Below are 16,099 nucleotides of genomic sequence, written 5' to 3'. Positions count from 1 at the left end.
CTGCGAATGAACGGAACAGGCGACGATGCCGGATCATACTCCTAACGAAAGTCCCGATCCTCGCGGTCTGGCGTCTGATCGGCCCAGAGTTCGACAAGCGCCGCGTTTTGATCCAAACCGCGTCTATGCCGATGAGGGTGAGGCAATGGGCGGTCCAGAGGGTTTCCGTATGCCCCGGATCGACCTTCAGCGTGAGGATCTGCGCACCCGCCCGACTGATGATCTGTTGCCAGGAGTAGAGGAGGAAGCCGCTTATCGCTCCAGCCGTCGTGCGACCGGAGGCGGAGGGCTTGATCCCGCCACGCGCAAGTTGGCGATGGCGGCGGGCGCTATCGGTGTGGCGCTGGTCGGTTTCATCGGCCTGTGGTCACTGCTGCAAGGGACAGGGGGCCCGGTTCCGGTGATCGAGGCCGATAACCGTCCATTGCGCGTGAAGCCAGCCAATCCCGGTGGTATGCAGATATCCGGTGCCGATGACGCCATTTTGTCCGGCGCGAGTGATGATGCGCCGGAATCTCTGGCTCCCAAGCCGGAAGCCCCCATGCCAGGCCGTCTGGCTCCCCCTTCTGTACCGCAGCCTTTACCCCCTGTCAGTGGTTCCGAAACGACTGAGGAACCCGTCATGCAGGGGGGTGCGTCCTCCACCCCCAAAGCAACGGCAGACTCGCCTGCCGTATCAGGCAGGGCCACGGAACAAAAGGCGCCAGCTTCCGTCAAACCGCCGGTCACCACAGAAGATGCGGATGATGAAACACCGTCTGCTCCGACACCAAAGACGGCCTCGCAGGGCGCGGCAAAACCTGCTCCTTCCGTCGCGCCTGCTTCGAACGGTCATGTGACGGTGCAGCTTGCCGCGCTGAACAGCGAGGATGCGGCCCATAGTGAATGGAACCGCCTGTCCCGCCGTATGCCGGACCTGCTGGGACATCGCCAGCCGAGCATCAGCAAGACCGAGCATGATGGCAAAACCTACTGGCGACTCCGTACCGGAGGCTTTGCTGACGTTGCAGCAGCCAAATCATTCTGTGCTGAAGTCAGGGCCAAAGGTGGCGGCTGCTCGGTCGCCACTTTCTGAGGCGGGGATATGAAAGCTGCGATCATCGGCCTGTCCGGCCTGGCTCTCACGCCGGCCGAGGAAGTCATGCTGCACACGCAGCATCCCGCCGGTGTCATCCTGTTTCGTCGCAATATCAGCGATCCTGCCCAGTTGAAGGCCCTGACGGCAAGGCTGCGTTCCATTCTGCCTTCTGAGGCAGCCTTGCTGGTGGATCAGGAAGGTGGTCGCGTCGCACGGCTGAGGCCTCCTCACTGGCGATCCCATCCGCCTGCTGCTGTCATTGGCCGTCTGTATGAGGCTGATAAGGAGGGCGGGCTGCGGGCTGCCTGGTTGACCGGGGCCCTGATCGGGCTGGACTGTGTTGGGGCGGGGTTTGATGTGGTCTGTGCTCCGGTGCTCGATCTGCTGGTGCCAGGAGCCCATGACATTGTGGGTGATCGTGCTTACGGCACTGATCCCGACACGGTCACGCTGCTGGGCGGTGCGGTGATGGAAGGATTGCTGGCTGCTGGCGTGCGGCCGGTGATGAAGCATGTGCCGGGTCATGGCCGGGCGTATGCGGATAGTCATCTGGAATTGCCGGTCGTTCCTGATGAACTTCCTGCTGAACTGGAACCTTTTGTCCGCAATGCCGCACGTTTTGCGGGTCTCCCCGTCTGGGCGATGACAGCGCATATTCTCTACGAAGCGTGGGACCGGCTCCGCCCGGCCACATTATCACCCGTGGTGATCGGGCAGATCATCCGGCAACGCATCGGCTTTAACGGTCTGCTGGTCTCCGACGATATCGCCATGAAGGCACTGAGTGGTGATCCTGTTTCTCTCACCCGTCAGACGCTGGCAGCCGGATGCGATGCGGTGCTGCACTGTACCGGCGTGACGGCGGAGACACAGGCGGTTCTGGAAGGCTGCCCGTCCCTGACGGAGCAGGCTCATGCCTTGCTGGAGTCCCGGCCTGTTGCCTCCATCAGCATCGCGGATGGGGAGTCTCTGGCGCAGGAAAGAGAGCGACTGGGCTTGCTGGAAGATGGTATCCGCGCCAAAGACCCGACTGAAGGCCATCACCCGGCCTGATTTCAGCCGGACGGATTACACCCTATGCTATCGCATCTGCTGCTTTCGCTGATCCCGGCGGTTTTTGCCATCACACTGCACGAGGCAGCGCACGGGTTCGCAGCCTTTGCGCTGGGTGATCCCACGGCGCGGGAGCAGGGCAGGTTATCGCTCAACCCACTGCGGCATATTGATCCGATGGGCAGTATTATTGTTCCTGGTCTCATGGTGCTTGGGCAGTTGGTTGCCACCGGTCATCCGGGGTTCATCTTCGGCTGGGCAAAGCCGGTGCCTGTGAATGTGATGCGGTTCCGCCACCCCTTGCAGGGGATGGGGGTGGTTGCAGCAGCAGGGCCAGCGATGAATTTTCTGCTGGCATGGCTGGGCGCGCTGGCGCTGCACCTGCTGCCGTTTATGCCTGTGCAGACCAGTCAGTGGGTGATGGACGGGCTGTTCGATTTCATCCTGTTTAATCTCGCGCTTGGCCTGTTCAACCTGATCCCGATCCCCCCACTGGATGGCAGCCGGATCATCGCCGCCGTGTTGCCGGCGCGGGTGGCGATGCACTGGGTCAGGCTTGATCGCTACGGCGTTTTGCCGGTCCTTATGATCGTGATGCTGCTGCCATGGCTTGGGCATCAAATGGGAATGAACCTGGATCCGGTCCGGTGGCTGATGGACCGGATGCTGCGGCCTGCGGTTGGCCTTGTCCTGCGTCTGGCGGGGCACGATGGTGGCTGAGATGCCCGAGCCGCAGGATGGCGCGCTGCTGCTGCGGCTGGAGGGGTTCGAGGGACCGCTCGATCTGCTGCTGGAACTGGCCCGCGGGCAGAAAGTCGATCTGGCGACGATCTCGATCCTCTCTCTGGTCGAGCAGTTTCTGGCGGTAGTCGAGGGTGTGCGGGCGGTCCGGCTGGAACTGGCGGCTGATTGGCTGGTCATGGCGGCCTGGCTGACCTGGCTGAAATCCCGCCTTCTGCTTCCGGCGTCTCCTGCTGAGGCGGAGGAAGGCGAACTGGCGGGGGAGGCTCTGGCCGAGCGTCTCGCCCATCTGCAAGCCATGCAGCGTCTGGCGGCCTGGCTGGCCGATCGTCCGCAGGTCGGGCAGGAGGTGTTCATCCGTGGCATGCCGGAGAATTTTACGGACTATGATCGCTCCCGGCTGAAACTGGATGTGGCCGGGTTGGTGGGGGCCTATCTCTCGGCAAGGCGTCGTGGCGGCAGGCGGCGCATTTACCGGCCCAAGCCGGTATCTTTCTGGAGTGTCAAGGATGCTCTGGGCCGTTTGGAAAAACTGGTGGGAAGCCTGCCGGACTGGACCAGTCTGGAGCAATTTATTCCGCAGGATCTGTTGAGTCCGCTGGAACGGAAGGCTGCTCTGGCCAGCACCTTGATTGCCGGGCTGGAAATGGCGCGCCATGGCGCAGTCCGCCTGCGACAGGAGGCGCCATTCGGGCCGATCCTCTTGCGTGGCGAAGGGCAAATGGCTGAAGACACTCCGGAAGAGACGGAAAGCAACCAGTCATGAACGATGAGTTGGAGCATTATCTCAGGCTTGCGGAAGCCGTGATCTTCGCCAGTGCCAGCCCGGTTTCCGTCACCGCGCTGTCCCATGCCTTGCCGGTCGGGGCGGACCCTGAGATGATCCTGCCATTACTGCGCCAGCGTTATGCAGGACGAGGGATCGAACTGCACGAAATTGCCGGGGGATGGCAGTTCCGCACGGCTCCGGACCTTGCCAACGCCCTGCGTCGGGTGGTGGAGGTGCCAAGGCGGTTGCCCCGTGTTGCGATGGAAACGCTGGCCGTCATTGCCTATCATCAGCCTGTCACACGGGGTGAGGTCGAGGAAATCCGAGGCGCCACGCTCAGCCAGTCCACGCTGGATACATTGCTGGAAGCCGGGCTGATCACCCCGCGCGGGCGTAAGGAAGTGCCGGGACGGCCAAGCCTGTGGGGCACCACGGCCCGTTTTCTGGAGCAGTTCGGCCTGACATCCCTGACCGATCTGCCGAAGCGGGAGGAATTGCTGACCGATGGTGCAGGACAGGAAAGAGTGTCGCCTCGTCCAGGCATTTTCACCGACACTGATTCCGAAGCTGTTCCAGAGGATGAAGAAACCCCTGTAGAGATCATGCCCGCAGAAATCAGGGCGGAAGGATAACCGGGCGATGTTTGATTTTGCATGGTCCGAGATCGCTGTCATTGGTGTCGTTGCGCTGGTGGTTATTGGCCCGAAGGATATTCCGGGTGCCATGCGCGGTGTCGCACGCATGGTTCGCAAGGCGCGTTCCATGGCCGCCGATTTTCAGGGGCAGATGGATCAGATGATGAAGGAGGCCGATCTCGGTGAGGTGCGGGAGACCTTCAACGATCTGCGCGGCGTTAATCTCCGCCACCAGTTGAGCCGGACGCTGGACCCGGATGGATCGATGCGCTCCACCTTCAACAGTAACCCGATGGCACCATCGCCTGCGCCGATGATTATGGGTGGCGATGAGGCCCATACGGTCGCAGAACGGCCATTTCATTCCCTGCCGGTCATGGATGAGAGAAACATGGCTCCGGAATGGACGATGGAGAACACGGTTTCTTCGGAAACCGCCCGTCGTGCGGCGACGGCGCCGGCTTTCATTCCGCCGGAGGAGGCATTCCGCTCCGCCCGCCGTGCTCCGGCCTTCATCCCGCCTGCCGATCAGGGGTAAGGGTTGAACAACGTATGGCTCCGCAGACTGGCTCCGGTTATGTCCGTGGGTGTGATGGTATTCTGTAGTGAAAGTTGAAGTCTGGTGGCAGCGCACACACAGGACGACATGATCGATGACAAGCCGATGCCGTTACTGGAGCATCTGCTGGAGCTGCGCCGCAGGCTGCTCTGGTCTCTTGCGGCGTTCGGACTGTGTTTTGCGCTGTGCTACTGGTTTTCCGACACGATCTATTTCTGGCTGGCCAAGCCGCTGGCCGATGCGCTGAAGGATCGGGGGGTAGCCAATCCGCGCTTTATCTATACCGCCCTGACCGAGGGTTTTTTCACCTATATGAAGGTCGGCATTTTCGGTGCCGCCTTCCTGTCTTTTCCGATCATCGCGTCACAGGTCTGGATGTTCGTCGCACCCGGCCTGTATCGCAGTGAGAAACGGGCTTTTCTGCCTTTCCTGATCGCGACACCGGTACTGTTCCTCATGGGGGCGTCACTGGCCTATTTCGCCATTTTCCCTGCAGCATGGCGGTTTTTCCTGCATTTCTCCACACCCGATGGTGGAGGCGGCATCCCGATCGAGTTGCAGCCGAAAATCGGTGAATATCTGGCGCTGGTGATGAAGCTAATCCTCGCTTTTGGCATAGCGTTCCAGTTGCCGGTCGGGCTGTCTCTGCTGGCAAGGGTCGGGCTGGTCAGCGCGCAGTCTCTGGCCGCCAAGCGCCGTTATGCAATTGTTGCCATGTTCGCCATTGCGGCAGTGCTGGCACCGCCCGATGCCATCACTATGATTGGCCTCGCCTTGCCTCTGGTGGCACTCTATGAGGTGTCGATTATTGCCGCGCGCATCGTCGCCCCGAAACCAGCCACGCCGGAGAATGATGAAGGCGGGGATTAACGGCGGGACAGGCTCTCCGCTATAAGCACGGATACCCGGATTTCATTCAGTGATGCCGGGCCGGGAGCAGGCCACGAGGCCGACCGGACCGGGACGATCATTTTGGAGGCAACATGCACGATATTCGCGCTTTACGCGCCGATCCCGCCGCTTTCGATGCGGCGCTGGGCCGCCGTGGCCTGCCTGCCTCCGCATCCAGCCTGCTGGCGCTGGATGCCGATCGCCGCGTAGCGCAGACCCGGTTGCAGGAATATCAGGCGCGCCGCAATGCATTGGCCAAAGAAATCGGACAGGGCAAGCGCCAGGGAATTGACACTTCCATGCTGGAGGCTACCGCTGTTGCCCTGCGTGATGAGATGGAGGCGCTGGAGGCACGTAGCGCATCGCTGGATGCGGAGCAGAAAAGCCTGCTGGAGCGTCTTCCCAATAGTCTGGATGCCGAAGTTCCCAATGGCCCCGATGAGAATGCCAACGTCATTCTGAAACAGGTCGGTGAACCGATTTCCTTTCCGTTCCCCGCCCGCCAGCATTTCGAACTGGGTGAGGCGCTGGGCATGATGCTGTTCGATGCCGCAGCAAAACTCGCAGGCGCACGTTTTGTCGTGCTGCGTGGCGCTCTGGCGCGGCTGGAGCGGGCGCTGGGCCAGTATATGCTCGATCTGCACAGCATGGAGCATGGCTTTACTGAAATGCAGGTACCGTCTCTGGTGAATGATGCGACGGTATATGGCACTGGCCAGCTGCCTAAATTTACCGAGGATCTGTTCCGCACTACTGATGGACGCTGGCTGATCCCGACCGCCGAGGTGCCGCTGACCAATCTGGTGGCAGACAGTGTAGTCGATGAAGCCAGCCTGCCAATGCGCATGACCGCACTGACCGACTGTTTCCGCAGCGAGGCGGGCAGCGCGGGACGGGACACACGCGGCATGCTGCGTCAGCACCAGTTCCACAAGGTGGAGATGGTCTGCATCACCCGGCCGGAGGACAGCGATGCCGAGCATGAGCGTATGACGCGCTGTGCCGAGACGGTTTTGGAAAATCTCGGTCTTGCATACCGGCGTGTCTTTTTATGCTCGGGCGATACCGGTTTCTCGGCGGCACGGACCTACGATCTGGAGGTCTGGTTGCCGGGGCAGGAAGCATGGCGGGAAATCAGCTCCTGCTCCAACTGCCGCGATTTTCAGGCGCGCCGGATGAATGCCCGTTATCGTGGTGCAGATGGTAAGGTGGCGGGCGTGCCGCATACGCTCAATGGCTCAGGCGTTGCCGTCGGACGGGCGCTGATCGCTGTGATGGAGACCTATCAGCGCGAGGATGGCAGCATTGAGGTGCCTGCCGTTCTGCGTCCCTATATGGGTGGGCTGGAGCGTATTTCCGCGTGAGGGTACCGTCATGAGCAGTGTGGTACGGTCAGGACGTATCAGCGTTCCGGCACTGCAGGCCCGTAAGGGAGGCGCGCCGATTGTGGCCCTGACGGCCTATACTGCGCCCATGGCCGGGCATCTCGATCCGCATGTCGATGTGCTGCTGGTGGGCGACAGTCTTGGCATGGTGATTTACGGGTTCGAGACGACCTTGCCGGTGACGCTGGAGATGATGATTGCCCATGCTGCGGCGGTCGTGCGCGGGTCCAGCCGGGCCTGCGTGGTCGTCGATCTTCCATGGGGGACATATCGGGAAAGTCCTGAGCAGGCTTACCGGAACGCCGCACGGCTTCTGGCCGAAACCGGGGCCGGGGCCGTCAAGCTGGAAGGGGGGCAGGAGATGGCGGAGACCATTGCTTTCCTGACGGCGCGCGGCATTCCGGTTTGCGGGCATGTCGGGTTGATGCCGCAGGATACCCTGATGGAAGGCGGTTATCGCGCCACCGGTCGCACAGAGGACAGTGCGGCGCGTGTTCTGGCCGATGGCATGGCCGTGGCGGAAGCAGGGGCATTCATGATCGTTCTGGAAGGCACGCTGGAACCGGTTGCCGCCGGCATGACCCGTTCGGTTGCGGTTCCCATCATCGGAATTGGGGCCTCGCCACAGTGCGACGGTCAGGTTCTGGTAACGGATGATATGCTGGGGTTATACGGCACTTTCCAGCCTCGTTTTGTGAAACGCTATGCCGAGTTGGCGCTGACGGTTGCTGATGCCGCTTCCCGTTATGCGGAGGACGTACGCACACGGCGCTTTCCGGAGATGAGGCATTGTTACACTTTATCGCGATAATGCTTCTGTGTAAGAGTAAGGAAAGGTAATTGCATGGTCATGCTGAATGGCCTTTTTGATTCTCATAATGAAGCGTTTATATTTTTCTTGCAGTATAATAACTGTGAAATGGTAATAATATTGCCTCAGTAACTTTTTTATTCCACACTGCTTAACCGGTCAGATATGGCAAGGAGAGAGTGTGTGGTGAACGAAAGTTCTACGTACTATCAGGCCCAACTATCAGAACAACCAAGACCTTTTTTCCAGTATGACGGAAAAATTGGCGGCCTTTATAAAATTTTTCTGATCAATCTTCTTTTGAGTATCGTGACACTCGGCATCTACCGATTCTGGGCTATTTCCAGAATGCGGCGTTATCTATGGTCGAGTTGCCGTTTTCAGGATACCCGCTTTACCTATACCGGAACGGGTGGTGAGTTATTTCTCGGTTTTCTGAAGGTGTTGGGTCTGCTCCTCTTGTTGATTGCAGCGACTGTTGCTGCCGCTTATGGCCTTGCCAGGCTCAGCCCTTCTCTTGTTCCTGTTCCAAGTATGTGCTGGCGGTTATGTTCGGGGCTGATCCTTGGGAATTGACCGATAATGGGCGTTCATTAGTGACGCTTTTCAAAACTCTTCCAAATTCCGAACCGGAAATTGCGAAAAATGTATGGGCCATTACTGCTCTTGCCGGCGTAGTGGCGCTGTTTGCTTATCTTATTCTGGCAACACTTGTTTCATGCTGGTACATGGCTCTTTTTATTCGCCATGTGATTGGTCACACAACGTACGCGTCGTTTCGCTTTTTCAGCAGTGTTACAGGACTGAAACTGCTGGGACTACTGGCCGGAAATTTTCTGATCACCTTGTTCACGCTCGGACTGGGATTGCCGCTGGTTATCCAGCGGAATATGCGGTTTCTGGAGCGTCATATTTTGTTAACCGGTAACCCGCTTCAGGCCGAGTGGCTGCACCAGAATACGCAGTCGCGACCCACTACTGGCGAGGGTCTTCTGAACGTCTTGGATGGAGGCAGTGGATTCTGAGTATGGTCCCATCAGACGATGGTATCGTGCCAAACTTCTATCCGGCGCGATACCACGATGGCAGCACGGCGGAGACGCATTGTGTTGCCATCCACGTGCACGGATCACATCTGATGATAGAGCGGCCGGATTATCCGGCAGTTATCTGGAAATTACGGACCATCAGACATGGCGAACAAACGCCTGAAAACGACGTCATTCTGTATCGGCGGGGGCATGCTGACCGGCTGATTCTCAGCGATCCTGACGGCCTCGGCCGTTTGGGAATACGCTTCAAAAGCACGAAGCTTGTATGGTTCTATATTACCGCGGGGATTGTTGCCTGCGTTCTCAGTGTATTCATTCTGATCGACCGTGCACCCGAATGGGCTGCCCTCTTGATTCCAGACCATACCGAGCAATGGCTCGGTCAGCAGGTTGCGAAGAGCCTCATAGCTAAAAAACAAGTCTGCACGGGTGAAACCGGGCTGCATGCACTGCGGGTACTGGAACAGAAAATTGCTCATGCAGCGGGGATTAATGGTTCTGTTCACCTGGATGTTATTGATGCCCCCCAAGTCAACGCCTTTACGATGCCGGGGCGACGCATTGTGTTATTGCGTGGTCTGATTGACGCCAGCCGGGATTCCGATGAAGTGGCCGGTGTCATGGCGCACGAAACCGGTCATATATTTTATCATGATCCCATGCAGCTTCTGGTGCGGCTTTTTGGTTTAGGTGTGCTGGAGACAGTCATAACGGGCGGAAACTGGTCCCTGTCCGCGGATTTTGCCACGCAGGCGCTGGGGCTTCATTATAACCGCAGGCAGGAAGAGCGGGCTGATCAAGCAGCAATCCGGTTTCTTCAGAAAGCCGGATTGCGCTCCGATGGTCTCGCTCATTTCTTTGAAACTTTGGAGAAACGGGAAGAACATTCTCTGTCCGTTGAATTCCTCTCCGACCATCCGACGACGATTGCACGACATCATGCCAATCCGGGCAGTTCTTCAGGTGCATCGGCCATGAGTGATAAGGACTGGCAGGCAGTGCGGCGGGTCTGCGATGAAAAGACGTCGTCCAGAACAAACACCGATACCGATGAAGAATAATAATTCTGTATCCCTTATCGCAGTGCATCCGGGCTGATGACCATGCCCAGCCGTCCGGCCAGATCCTGAATGAACTGCCAGGCAACACGACCTGAGCGCGCGCCCCGGGTGACTGACCATTCCAGTGCATCTTCATGCAGTGCCTGCGTCTCTATCGGCAGCCCCAGCCTGGCGGCATACTGATCCACCATGCTCAGGAACGTATCCTGATCCGCATTATGAAAGCCCAGCCATAATCCAAAACGATCGGAGAGTGATACTTTCTCTTCCGTTGCCTCGGAGGCGTGGATGGCGGTTGACCGCTCATTCTCGATCATGTCGCGGGGCATGAGATGACGGCGATTGCTGGTGGCATAGAACAGGACATTGGCCGGCCTTCCTTCGATGCCGCCATCCAGAACCGATTTCAATGCCTTGTAATCGGCATCTTCTTTTTCAAACGAAAGGTCATCACAGAAAATCAGGCACTGTCTCGGGTTACCGATAGCGGGATGACGCAGCAGACGCAGAAGGGTTGGCAGGGTCGCAATGTCCTCCCGGGCGATTTCGATCAGGGCGAGACTGCCAGGGCGCTGGTGATTTGCTTCGGCATGAGCTGCTTTGATGAGGGAGGATTTTCCCATCCCGCGCGCGCCCCACAGCATCGCGTTATTGGCGGGCAGCCCTCTGGAGAAACGCAGCGTATTATCCAGCAGGATCTGTTGCTGTCGTTCGACGCCCTGCAGTAGGCTGATGGACACATATGCTACGGCTGGAACCGGCAGAAGATGATTTTGCGCGGGCTCCCACACGAAAGCATCCGCATCCCGTAAGGAAGGGAGCGGAGGCGGGGGAGGAGCCATACGCTCCAGAGCTTCGGCAATGCGGTGCAGGTTGGCGGAATCCTGTGGGCTGAACGATGTCATCATCAATCCCTCTGAAGACAGGGGTTGTATATCACCGGATTTCGGATATGCGGAGAAGCCTGCGAAGCAACCGGGCATAGCGGTGCTGTGAGAAAGCGGCCTTGAAGCGAGCGGGAGCAGAATTTATGGTGCGGCACCGGCCCGTTGCGGTTCAGGCCGTGTCTTTCCCTGCCTCTGCCACATCATCAAGGTGCATACGATGTTTCCAAACTTGATCACCCCGGCCTTCGCCCAGTCTGCCGGAGGCGTGGGTACCACCGAGATGATGCAGTATCTGCCGCTGCTGCTGGTGTTTGGTGTGTTCTATTTTCTGCTGATTCGTCCTCAGCAGCAGCAGGCGAAGAAGTTGAAAGCCACTCTTGCCGGCCTCAAGCGCGGCGATCAGATTGTGACGTCTGGCGGTATTGTCGGCCGTGTGGTGAAGGCCACCGACGGTACTCCTGAAATCGAGGTTGAGATTGCGCCGAATGTTAAAGTGATCGTGCTGCGCGATACCATCGCCAGCGTCATCAATCCGCAGGCGGCCAATGACACGAAGGCGGCTGCCAAGGCTGGCTGATCGCTTACAGACAGATAATGCCGTCACTATCAGTCTCGGATCAAATGAGACGGTCACGCCCGGCAACCCGGGTGTAACCGTCTTTTCTGTTTTCAGGCTGTGGTGCTGGGCACGCCCGGCACTGGATCAGCCGGAAGTGGGGCTGTGGGCAAGGGCGCTTCATAGGCCATGCGGTTCCAGGCATCCAGCGCAGCGATCTTGTAGGCTTCTGCAAGGGTCGGATAATTGAATGTGTTGTCGATGAAGTAATCCAGCGTGCCATGCAGGTTCAGCACGGCCTGCCCGATATGGATCAGCTCCGTCGCACCTTCTCCTACGATATGTACGCCCAGCAGGCGGCGGGTTTTGAGGGAGAAGATCATCTTCATGAGTCCATTCGACAGGCCCATGATATGCCCGCGTGAGGTTTCCCTGAAGCGGGCAATCCCGCATTCATAAGGAATATGCCGTTCCTTGACCTGTTCCTCGGTCAACCCGACCGTCGACATTTCCGGCACGGAATAGATACCGTAGGGAAAATAATCCGGTGCAGGTGGTGAGGGCGCATCGAAAGCATGACAGGCGGCAATGCGCCCCTGTTCCATGGAGGTGGAGGCAAGGCTGGGGAAGCCGATAATGTCACCGGCTGCATAAATACCGGGAACCGATGTTTCCATGGTCTGGGGATTGACGCTCAGGCGTCCACGCTTGTCCGGGACCAGTCCGATGGTTTCCAGTCCCAGCCCCTCGACGGCGCCGCTTCGTCCGGCTGCATAGAGCACCATGTCAGAGGGGAGACGCCTGCCGCCTTCGAGAAGTGTGACCGGATGGTCGTTTTCGAAAACGATGCCTTCGACTGCCGAGCCGAGGCGGATCGTCATGCCGGAATCACGAAGTTGATGCAGAAAGTCATCCACCAACTCGCTGTCGATGAAATCCAGCAATGTCTTGCGAGGCTCGACCAGCGTGACCTTGATATCAAGGGCATGGAAAATCGTTGCGTATTCAACGCCGATCACACCCGCTCCGATAACCGTCAGACTGCGAGGCAGGGTAGGAATAGAGATAATTTCGTCGCTATCGAGAACCGTCCTGCCGTCGAACGGAATATTGGCAGGCCGGTGCGGTACAGTGCCTACTGCAATAAGAATGCGGGCCGCCTGGGCTACAAAGCTTATTTCCGGAGCGGTCGTGATCTCGACATGCTCCCGGTCCAGAAAGCGTGCCACGCCATGGATGGTACGGACGCGGTTGCGAGAGAATTGGTGTTCCAGCACATCCACCTCATGTGACAGTGTGATGTGCAGACGGTTCATCAGATCATTGGCCTCGATATCCTTTTTGACCCGATAGGAACGGCCGTAAAATCCCCGTTCCCGCCAGCCTGACAGGTTGAGAACCGTCTCCCGCAGGGTTTTGGAGGGGATTGTGCCGGTATGGACCGAAACGCCGCCTACTTTTTGCCCTCGCTCTACTACCAGCACGGTATGGCCGAGCTTGGCAGCCTGAATGGCCGCCCTGCGCCCGGCAGGGCCGCTGCCAATGACGATCAGATCGTAAATCTGCTCGGTGGAAGGGATCGCTGAACTATCGAGGCTCACCATACGAAGAATGTCCCGCCTTGTTGATAAAGTGTCGCCTGAGCCTGAGTATAGTCTTCCCAGTTTTGTCCGCGCAGGGGAACCGCCTGAGACACAGTTTAAAAAATTATTCAGAATCAACCTTGTGGAGCCGATTCTCTCACTTTAGTGATGGTGCCCGTTTTTTAGACACGGGCGTTTCGCGATGATGGCTGGCTCCCACGTGGCGCTTGGCGCGGCAGCGTGGCTGATCGTTGCGCCGAAGCTGGGCCTTCCGCCTGCCGATGCGGCAGGGCTGGCGCTTGCCGTGGCTGGTGCGCTGTTGCCGGATGTGGATCACCCGAAATCATGGGTCGGCCAGCGTCTGGGTAGTTTGTCGATCGGGTTGAGCAAGGCTTTCGGCCATCGGGGCGTGACCCATTCCCTGCTGGCAATCATTGCCTGCGGCTGGGCAATGCAGCATTCCCGGCTGCCACGAACCATCATTGATCCCCTGGTAACTGGGTATCTGTCGCATCTGGCGGCTGATCTTCTGACGCCGGCCGGGTTGAGGCTGGGTTGGCCACTGAAAGGCACCTGGGCCTTGCCGCTGTGTCGCACCGGGTCGGCATTTGAGCCGCTGATCGTGGCGCTTGCGCTCTGGGGGGCTGGATCGGCCACCGGGGTCAGCCCGGCCAGCAGTCTGGTCGGGTTGAGGCAGACGGCCTGTATTGTGCTGCCGAAAGATTTCTTTCCTTTCTGTGCATCCGGGCATGCTCATGGTGGTCGGTCTGTGACGGCGGACCGGGTGCATCACGGCTCAGCAGGCCGGGAGAGTATCTGAGATTTTTGTTCGTCAAGGGTGGTGCATGCTTTCGACCCAGCGTGTCATGGCGGATCGCTCTTCCTCGGTCATATGCGTGGCATTACCCAGCGGCATGGTTTTCAGCACAGAGGCTTGCTGCTGAATGCGCAATGCATTGGCCATGATGGAGGTGGCCGTATCAAGCGCCAGACCAGCCGGAGCACTTTCCATCAATGTGGGATGAGCAGAATGGCATGGCGTGCAGCGGTTCTGCACGATGGTCGCGATCCGGGAAAAGGAGGGGGCTGCGGCCCTGTTTTTTTCGGTCTCAGGCAGAGGATATGGTGCTCTCCATACAATCACTGCTGCCATGATAATCGAGGCGGAGACAGGCAACGCCCAGACGCGCCGGCCTTCGTGCCAGGCGACGAAAAACTGTCTTGTCAGCGCCCCGGCCAGCATGATCGCACAGAGCATGACCCATCGATCATGATCCGCGAAGGTGAAGGCGTAGTGATTGCTGATCATCGTAAAGACGACCGGCAAGGTGAAATAGGTATTGTGAACCGATCTTTGCCGCCCTCTGCGTCCCGGTTCGGGATCGGGTGTTTCTCCGCGCATCATGGCGGCAACCATGGTTTTCTGGCCGGGGATAATCACCATCAGCACATTGGCCGCCATAATCGTGGCGAGCATTGCTCCGACGATCAGGAAAGCGGCGCGGCCCGAGAACAGATGGGTTCCTGCCCAGGAGGCTCCGATGACGAACAGCCCCACTGCCACGGAAAGAGCGAGATCACGTGTACCAAGCAAGCGGCATAAACCATCGTAGATGACCCATCCCGCGATCAGAAATCCGACCGCTAGCACTGATGCACCATAAGGGGGCAGCGCCATGACGTCAGGATCAACCAGATATAATCCCGGCTGGGCCAGATAGAGCGCGCTGAGCAGCGCGAAACCACTTAGCCAGGTGGCGTAGGCTTTCCATTTCGACCAGTGCAGCTCATGCGGCAGATCAGGCGGTGCGATGCGATAGCGTTGCATATGGTAGAATCCGCCACCATGCACGGCCCATTGCTCTCCAGCCACGCCACGGGATGCCGCATCAGGGGGAGGGGACCGTAAACCGCGATCCAGCATCACGAAATAGAACGATTCACCGATCCACGCGATGCCGGCCACTACATGGAACCAGCGGAAAAGCAGTTCCAGCCAACTGCCGAGATAAGGAACAAGCAGGTTCATCGCTCAACTGCCCCGATAGGTGGTGTAACCCCATGGGGAGACCAGCAGCGGTACATGATAATGCGCGGACGGGTCAGAAAGCCCGACCGCCAGACGCACTGTCTCCAGAAATGGCGGATCCGGCAGGGAGGAATCCCGGGCGGCGAAATAGGCTCCTACATCGAAAGCAAGTTCATAGCGTCCGGCAATCAGCGCTGCTCCATGCAACAATGGCGTATCACAGCGACCATCCTTGTTGGTGATTGTCGTGATGAGGGGTTCAGGCTCCCCCTGGCGATAAAGCCGCACCGGAATGCCTGCGGCCGGCACGCCCCGTGCCGTATCGAGAACATGCGTGGTAAGTTGTCCCATTCAGATGCCTTTGTCTGCTGATGATGGACGGCTTTAATGATGTCTCGTCAGGGGCTGCCAGCATCGCAGGCTGGCGGATGCTCTGCCAAGAGAGGGAATGGTGCATCATGGATGGAAACCGTCAGCCCTGCTGGCCGTTCAGCCGGAATATGCCACGGGAAGAATTTATGGCGATGCTGGAAGGAATTTACGAACGCTCGCCATGGGTTGCCGAACATGCTTGGCGGGCAGAGCCTTTTGGGGATATCCATAGCCTGCATGCAGCGTTGACACAGGCAGTGCACAGCGCTGACCCGCCCTTACAGCTTTCCCTGATCAACGCCCATCCGGAATTGGCGCCGGACAGGGCAATGCAGTTGACCCCTGAATCACGTTCCGAACAGCATGGGGCAGGACTTGATGCGTGCGACGATGCACGCCGGCATAGTCTGGTAACGCTCAACCGCGCCTATCGTGAACGCTTCGGTTATCCCTTTATCATCGCGGTGAGGGGGCATGATCCTGACAGCATTATCGCAGCGATGAAAGCGCGCCTGCGCAGAACCGAAAGGGAGGAAAGGCAGGAGGCTCTGGATCAGATCAATCGGATTGCGTGGTTCAGGCTGAATGACAGATTCAGCGATTCCGACAGCCTGGATCAACCGATGGAATGATTTCG

The 16,099-nt window shown here is 58.6% G+C and carries 19 protein-coding genes; 15 read left to right on the top strand and 4 right to left on the bottom strand.

The annotated features are described in order from the left end of the window. Positions 1–25 precede the first annotated feature (25 nt). From GbCGDNIH8_RS06640 to GbCGDNIH8_RS06585, 12 genes are all read left to right on the top strand, one after another. Positions 26–1,075 (top strand): SPOR domain-containing protein, encoded by a 1,050-nt coding sequence (locus GbCGDNIH8_RS06640; RefSeq protein ID WP_072572566.1) that lies wholly within the window; start codon positions 26–28, stop codon positions 1,073–1,075. Positions 1,076–1,084: 9 nt separating this feature from the next. After that, positions 1,085–2,131 carry a beta-N-acetylhexosaminidase gene (nagZ, locus tag GbCGDNIH8_RS06635; protein WP_072572565.1) on the top strand — a complete coding sequence of 349 codons (1,047 nt, stop codon included), beginning with the start codon at positions 1,085–1,087 and terminating at the stop codon, positions 2,129–2,131. A gap of 24 nt (positions 2,132–2,155) precedes the next feature. After that, positions 2,156–2,851: a site-2 protease family protein gene (locus GbCGDNIH8_RS06630; protein WP_072572564.1), complete on the top strand. Its 696-nt coding sequence runs from the start codon at positions 2,156–2,158 to the stop codon at positions 2,849–2,851. After that, positions 2,841–3,638 carry a segregation and condensation protein A gene (locus GbCGDNIH8_RS06625; protein ID WP_072572563.1) on the top strand — a complete coding sequence of 266 codons (798 nt, stop codon included), beginning with the start codon at positions 2,841–2,843 and terminating at the stop codon, positions 3,636–3,638. The genes GbCGDNIH8_RS06630 and GbCGDNIH8_RS06625 overlap by 11 nt, the downstream gene beginning before the upstream one ends. Continuing rightward, positions 3,635–4,273: an SMC-Scp complex subunit ScpB gene (gene scpB / locus GbCGDNIH8_RS06620; RefSeq protein WP_072572562.1), complete on the top strand. Its 639-nt coding sequence runs from the start codon at positions 3,635–3,637 to the stop codon at positions 4,271–4,273. Before GbCGDNIH8_RS06625 ends, scpB begins: the two co-directional genes overlap by 4 nt. Positions 4,274–4,280: 7 nt before the next feature. Continuing rightward, the gene (gene tatB / locus GbCGDNIH8_RS06615) at positions 4,281–4,814 is read left to right on the top strand and encodes a Sec-independent protein translocase protein TatB (RefSeq protein ID WP_072572561.1); all 534 of its coding nucleotides are present in this window, start codon (positions 4,281–4,283) and stop codon (positions 4,812–4,814) included. Positions 4,815–4,922: 108 nt separating this feature from the next. Continuing rightward, complete coding sequence (tatC, locus tag GbCGDNIH8_RS06610; protein WP_172822976.1) at positions 4,923–5,705, top strand: twin-arginine translocase subunit TatC; 783 nt, start codon at positions 4,923–4,925, stop codon at positions 5,703–5,705. A gap of 113 nt (positions 5,706–5,818) precedes the next feature. Next, the gene (gene serS / locus GbCGDNIH8_RS06605; RefSeq protein ID WP_072572560.1) at positions 5,819–7,090 is read left to right on the top strand and encodes a serine--tRNA ligase; all 1,272 of its coding nucleotides are present in this window, start codon (positions 5,819–5,821) and stop codon (positions 7,088–7,090) included. A 10-nt stretch (positions 7,091–7,100) separates the two neighbouring features. Next, positions 7,101–7,922 carry a 3-methyl-2-oxobutanoate hydroxymethyltransferase gene (gene panB / locus GbCGDNIH8_RS06600; protein ID WP_072572559.1) on the top strand — a complete coding sequence of 274 codons (822 nt, stop codon included), beginning with the start codon at positions 7,101–7,103 and terminating at the stop codon, positions 7,920–7,922. A 186-nt stretch (positions 7,923–8,108) separates the two neighbouring features. Then, complete coding sequence (locus tag GbCGDNIH8_RS06595) at positions 8,109–8,498, top strand: DUF898 family protein (protein WP_216634427.1); 390 nt, start codon at positions 8,109–8,111, stop codon at positions 8,496–8,498. After that, a complete protein-coding gene (locus GbCGDNIH8_RS06590) occupies positions 8,471–8,947 on the top strand; it encodes a DUF898 family protein (protein ID WP_072572557.1) in 477 nt (158 codons plus the stop codon). The genes GbCGDNIH8_RS06595 and GbCGDNIH8_RS06590 overlap by 28 nt, the downstream gene beginning before the upstream one ends. Before the next feature lie 2 nt (positions 8,948–8,949). Continuing rightward, the gene (locus tag GbCGDNIH8_RS06585) at positions 8,950–10,035 is read left to right on the top strand and encodes a M48 family metallopeptidase (protein ID WP_072572556.1); all 1,086 of its coding nucleotides are present in this window, start codon (positions 8,950–8,952) and stop codon (positions 10,033–10,035) included. Positions 10,036–10,049: 14 nt separating this feature from the next. Here GbCGDNIH8_RS06585 and GbCGDNIH8_RS06580 read toward each other — a convergent pair whose 3' ends face one another. Beyond that, positions 10,050–10,943, bottom strand: a complete 894-nt coding sequence (locus GbCGDNIH8_RS06580) for an ATP-binding protein (protein WP_253735977.1) — start codon at positions 10,941–10,943, stop codon at positions 10,050–10,052. A 196-nt stretch (positions 10,944–11,139) separates the two neighbouring features. Between GbCGDNIH8_RS06580 and yajC the strand changes: the two genes are divergently transcribed. Then, entirely contained in the window at positions 11,140–11,499 is a 360-nt protein-coding gene (yajC, locus tag GbCGDNIH8_RS06575; RefSeq protein WP_072572555.1) for a preprotein translocase subunit YajC, read from the top strand. Positions 11,500–11,591: 92 nt separating this feature from the next. On the opposite strand, the gene sthA is transcribed toward yajC, so the two are convergent. Next, complete coding sequence (sthA, locus tag GbCGDNIH8_RS06570; RefSeq protein WP_072572554.1) at positions 11,592–13,082, bottom strand: Si-specific NAD(P)(+) transhydrogenase; 1,491 nt, start codon at positions 13,080–13,082, stop codon at positions 11,592–11,594. A 184-nt stretch (positions 13,083–13,266) separates the two neighbouring features. Here sthA and GbCGDNIH8_RS06565 point away from each other — a divergent pair, with 184 nt between their 5' ends. Continuing rightward, a complete protein-coding gene (locus GbCGDNIH8_RS06565) occupies positions 13,267–13,881 on the top strand; it encodes a metal-dependent hydrolase (protein ID WP_253805624.1) in 615 nt (204 codons plus the stop codon). 12 nt (positions 13,882–13,893) lie between these two features. Here GbCGDNIH8_RS06565 and GbCGDNIH8_RS06560 read toward each other — a convergent pair whose 3' ends face one another. Both GbCGDNIH8_RS06560 and uraH read right to left on the bottom strand, forming a co-directional pair. Further along, on the bottom strand, positions 13,894–15,090 hold the full coding sequence (locus tag GbCGDNIH8_RS06560; RefSeq protein WP_072572552.1) for a urate hydroxylase PuuD: 1,197 nt from the start codon (positions 15,088–15,090) through the stop codon (positions 13,894–13,896). A gap of 3 nt (positions 15,091–15,093) precedes the next feature. Further along, positions 15,094–15,441 (bottom strand): hydroxyisourate hydrolase, encoded by a 348-nt coding sequence (gene uraH / locus GbCGDNIH8_RS06555; RefSeq protein WP_072572551.1) that lies wholly within the window; start codon positions 15,439–15,441, stop codon positions 15,094–15,096. 107 nt (positions 15,442–15,548) lie between these two features. Between uraH and uraD the strand changes: the two genes are divergently transcribed. Continuing rightward, positions 15,549–16,094, top strand: a complete 546-nt coding sequence (uraD, locus tag GbCGDNIH8_RS06550) for a 2-oxo-4-hydroxy-4-carboxy-5-ureidoimidazoline decarboxylase (protein WP_095206432.1) — start codon at positions 15,549–15,551, stop codon at positions 16,092–16,094. The last annotated feature ends 5 nt before the right edge of the window (positions 16,095–16,099 follow it).

This window comes from Granulibacter bethesdensis (assembly GCF_001889545.1).
Taxonomy (GTDB): Bacteria; Pseudomonadota; Alphaproteobacteria; order Acetobacterales; family Acetobacteraceae; genus Granulibacter; species Granulibacter bethesdensis_B.
The sequence above is the reverse complement of the archived record's forward strand: the minus strand, read 5'-3'. Positions and strand labels throughout refer to the sequence as shown.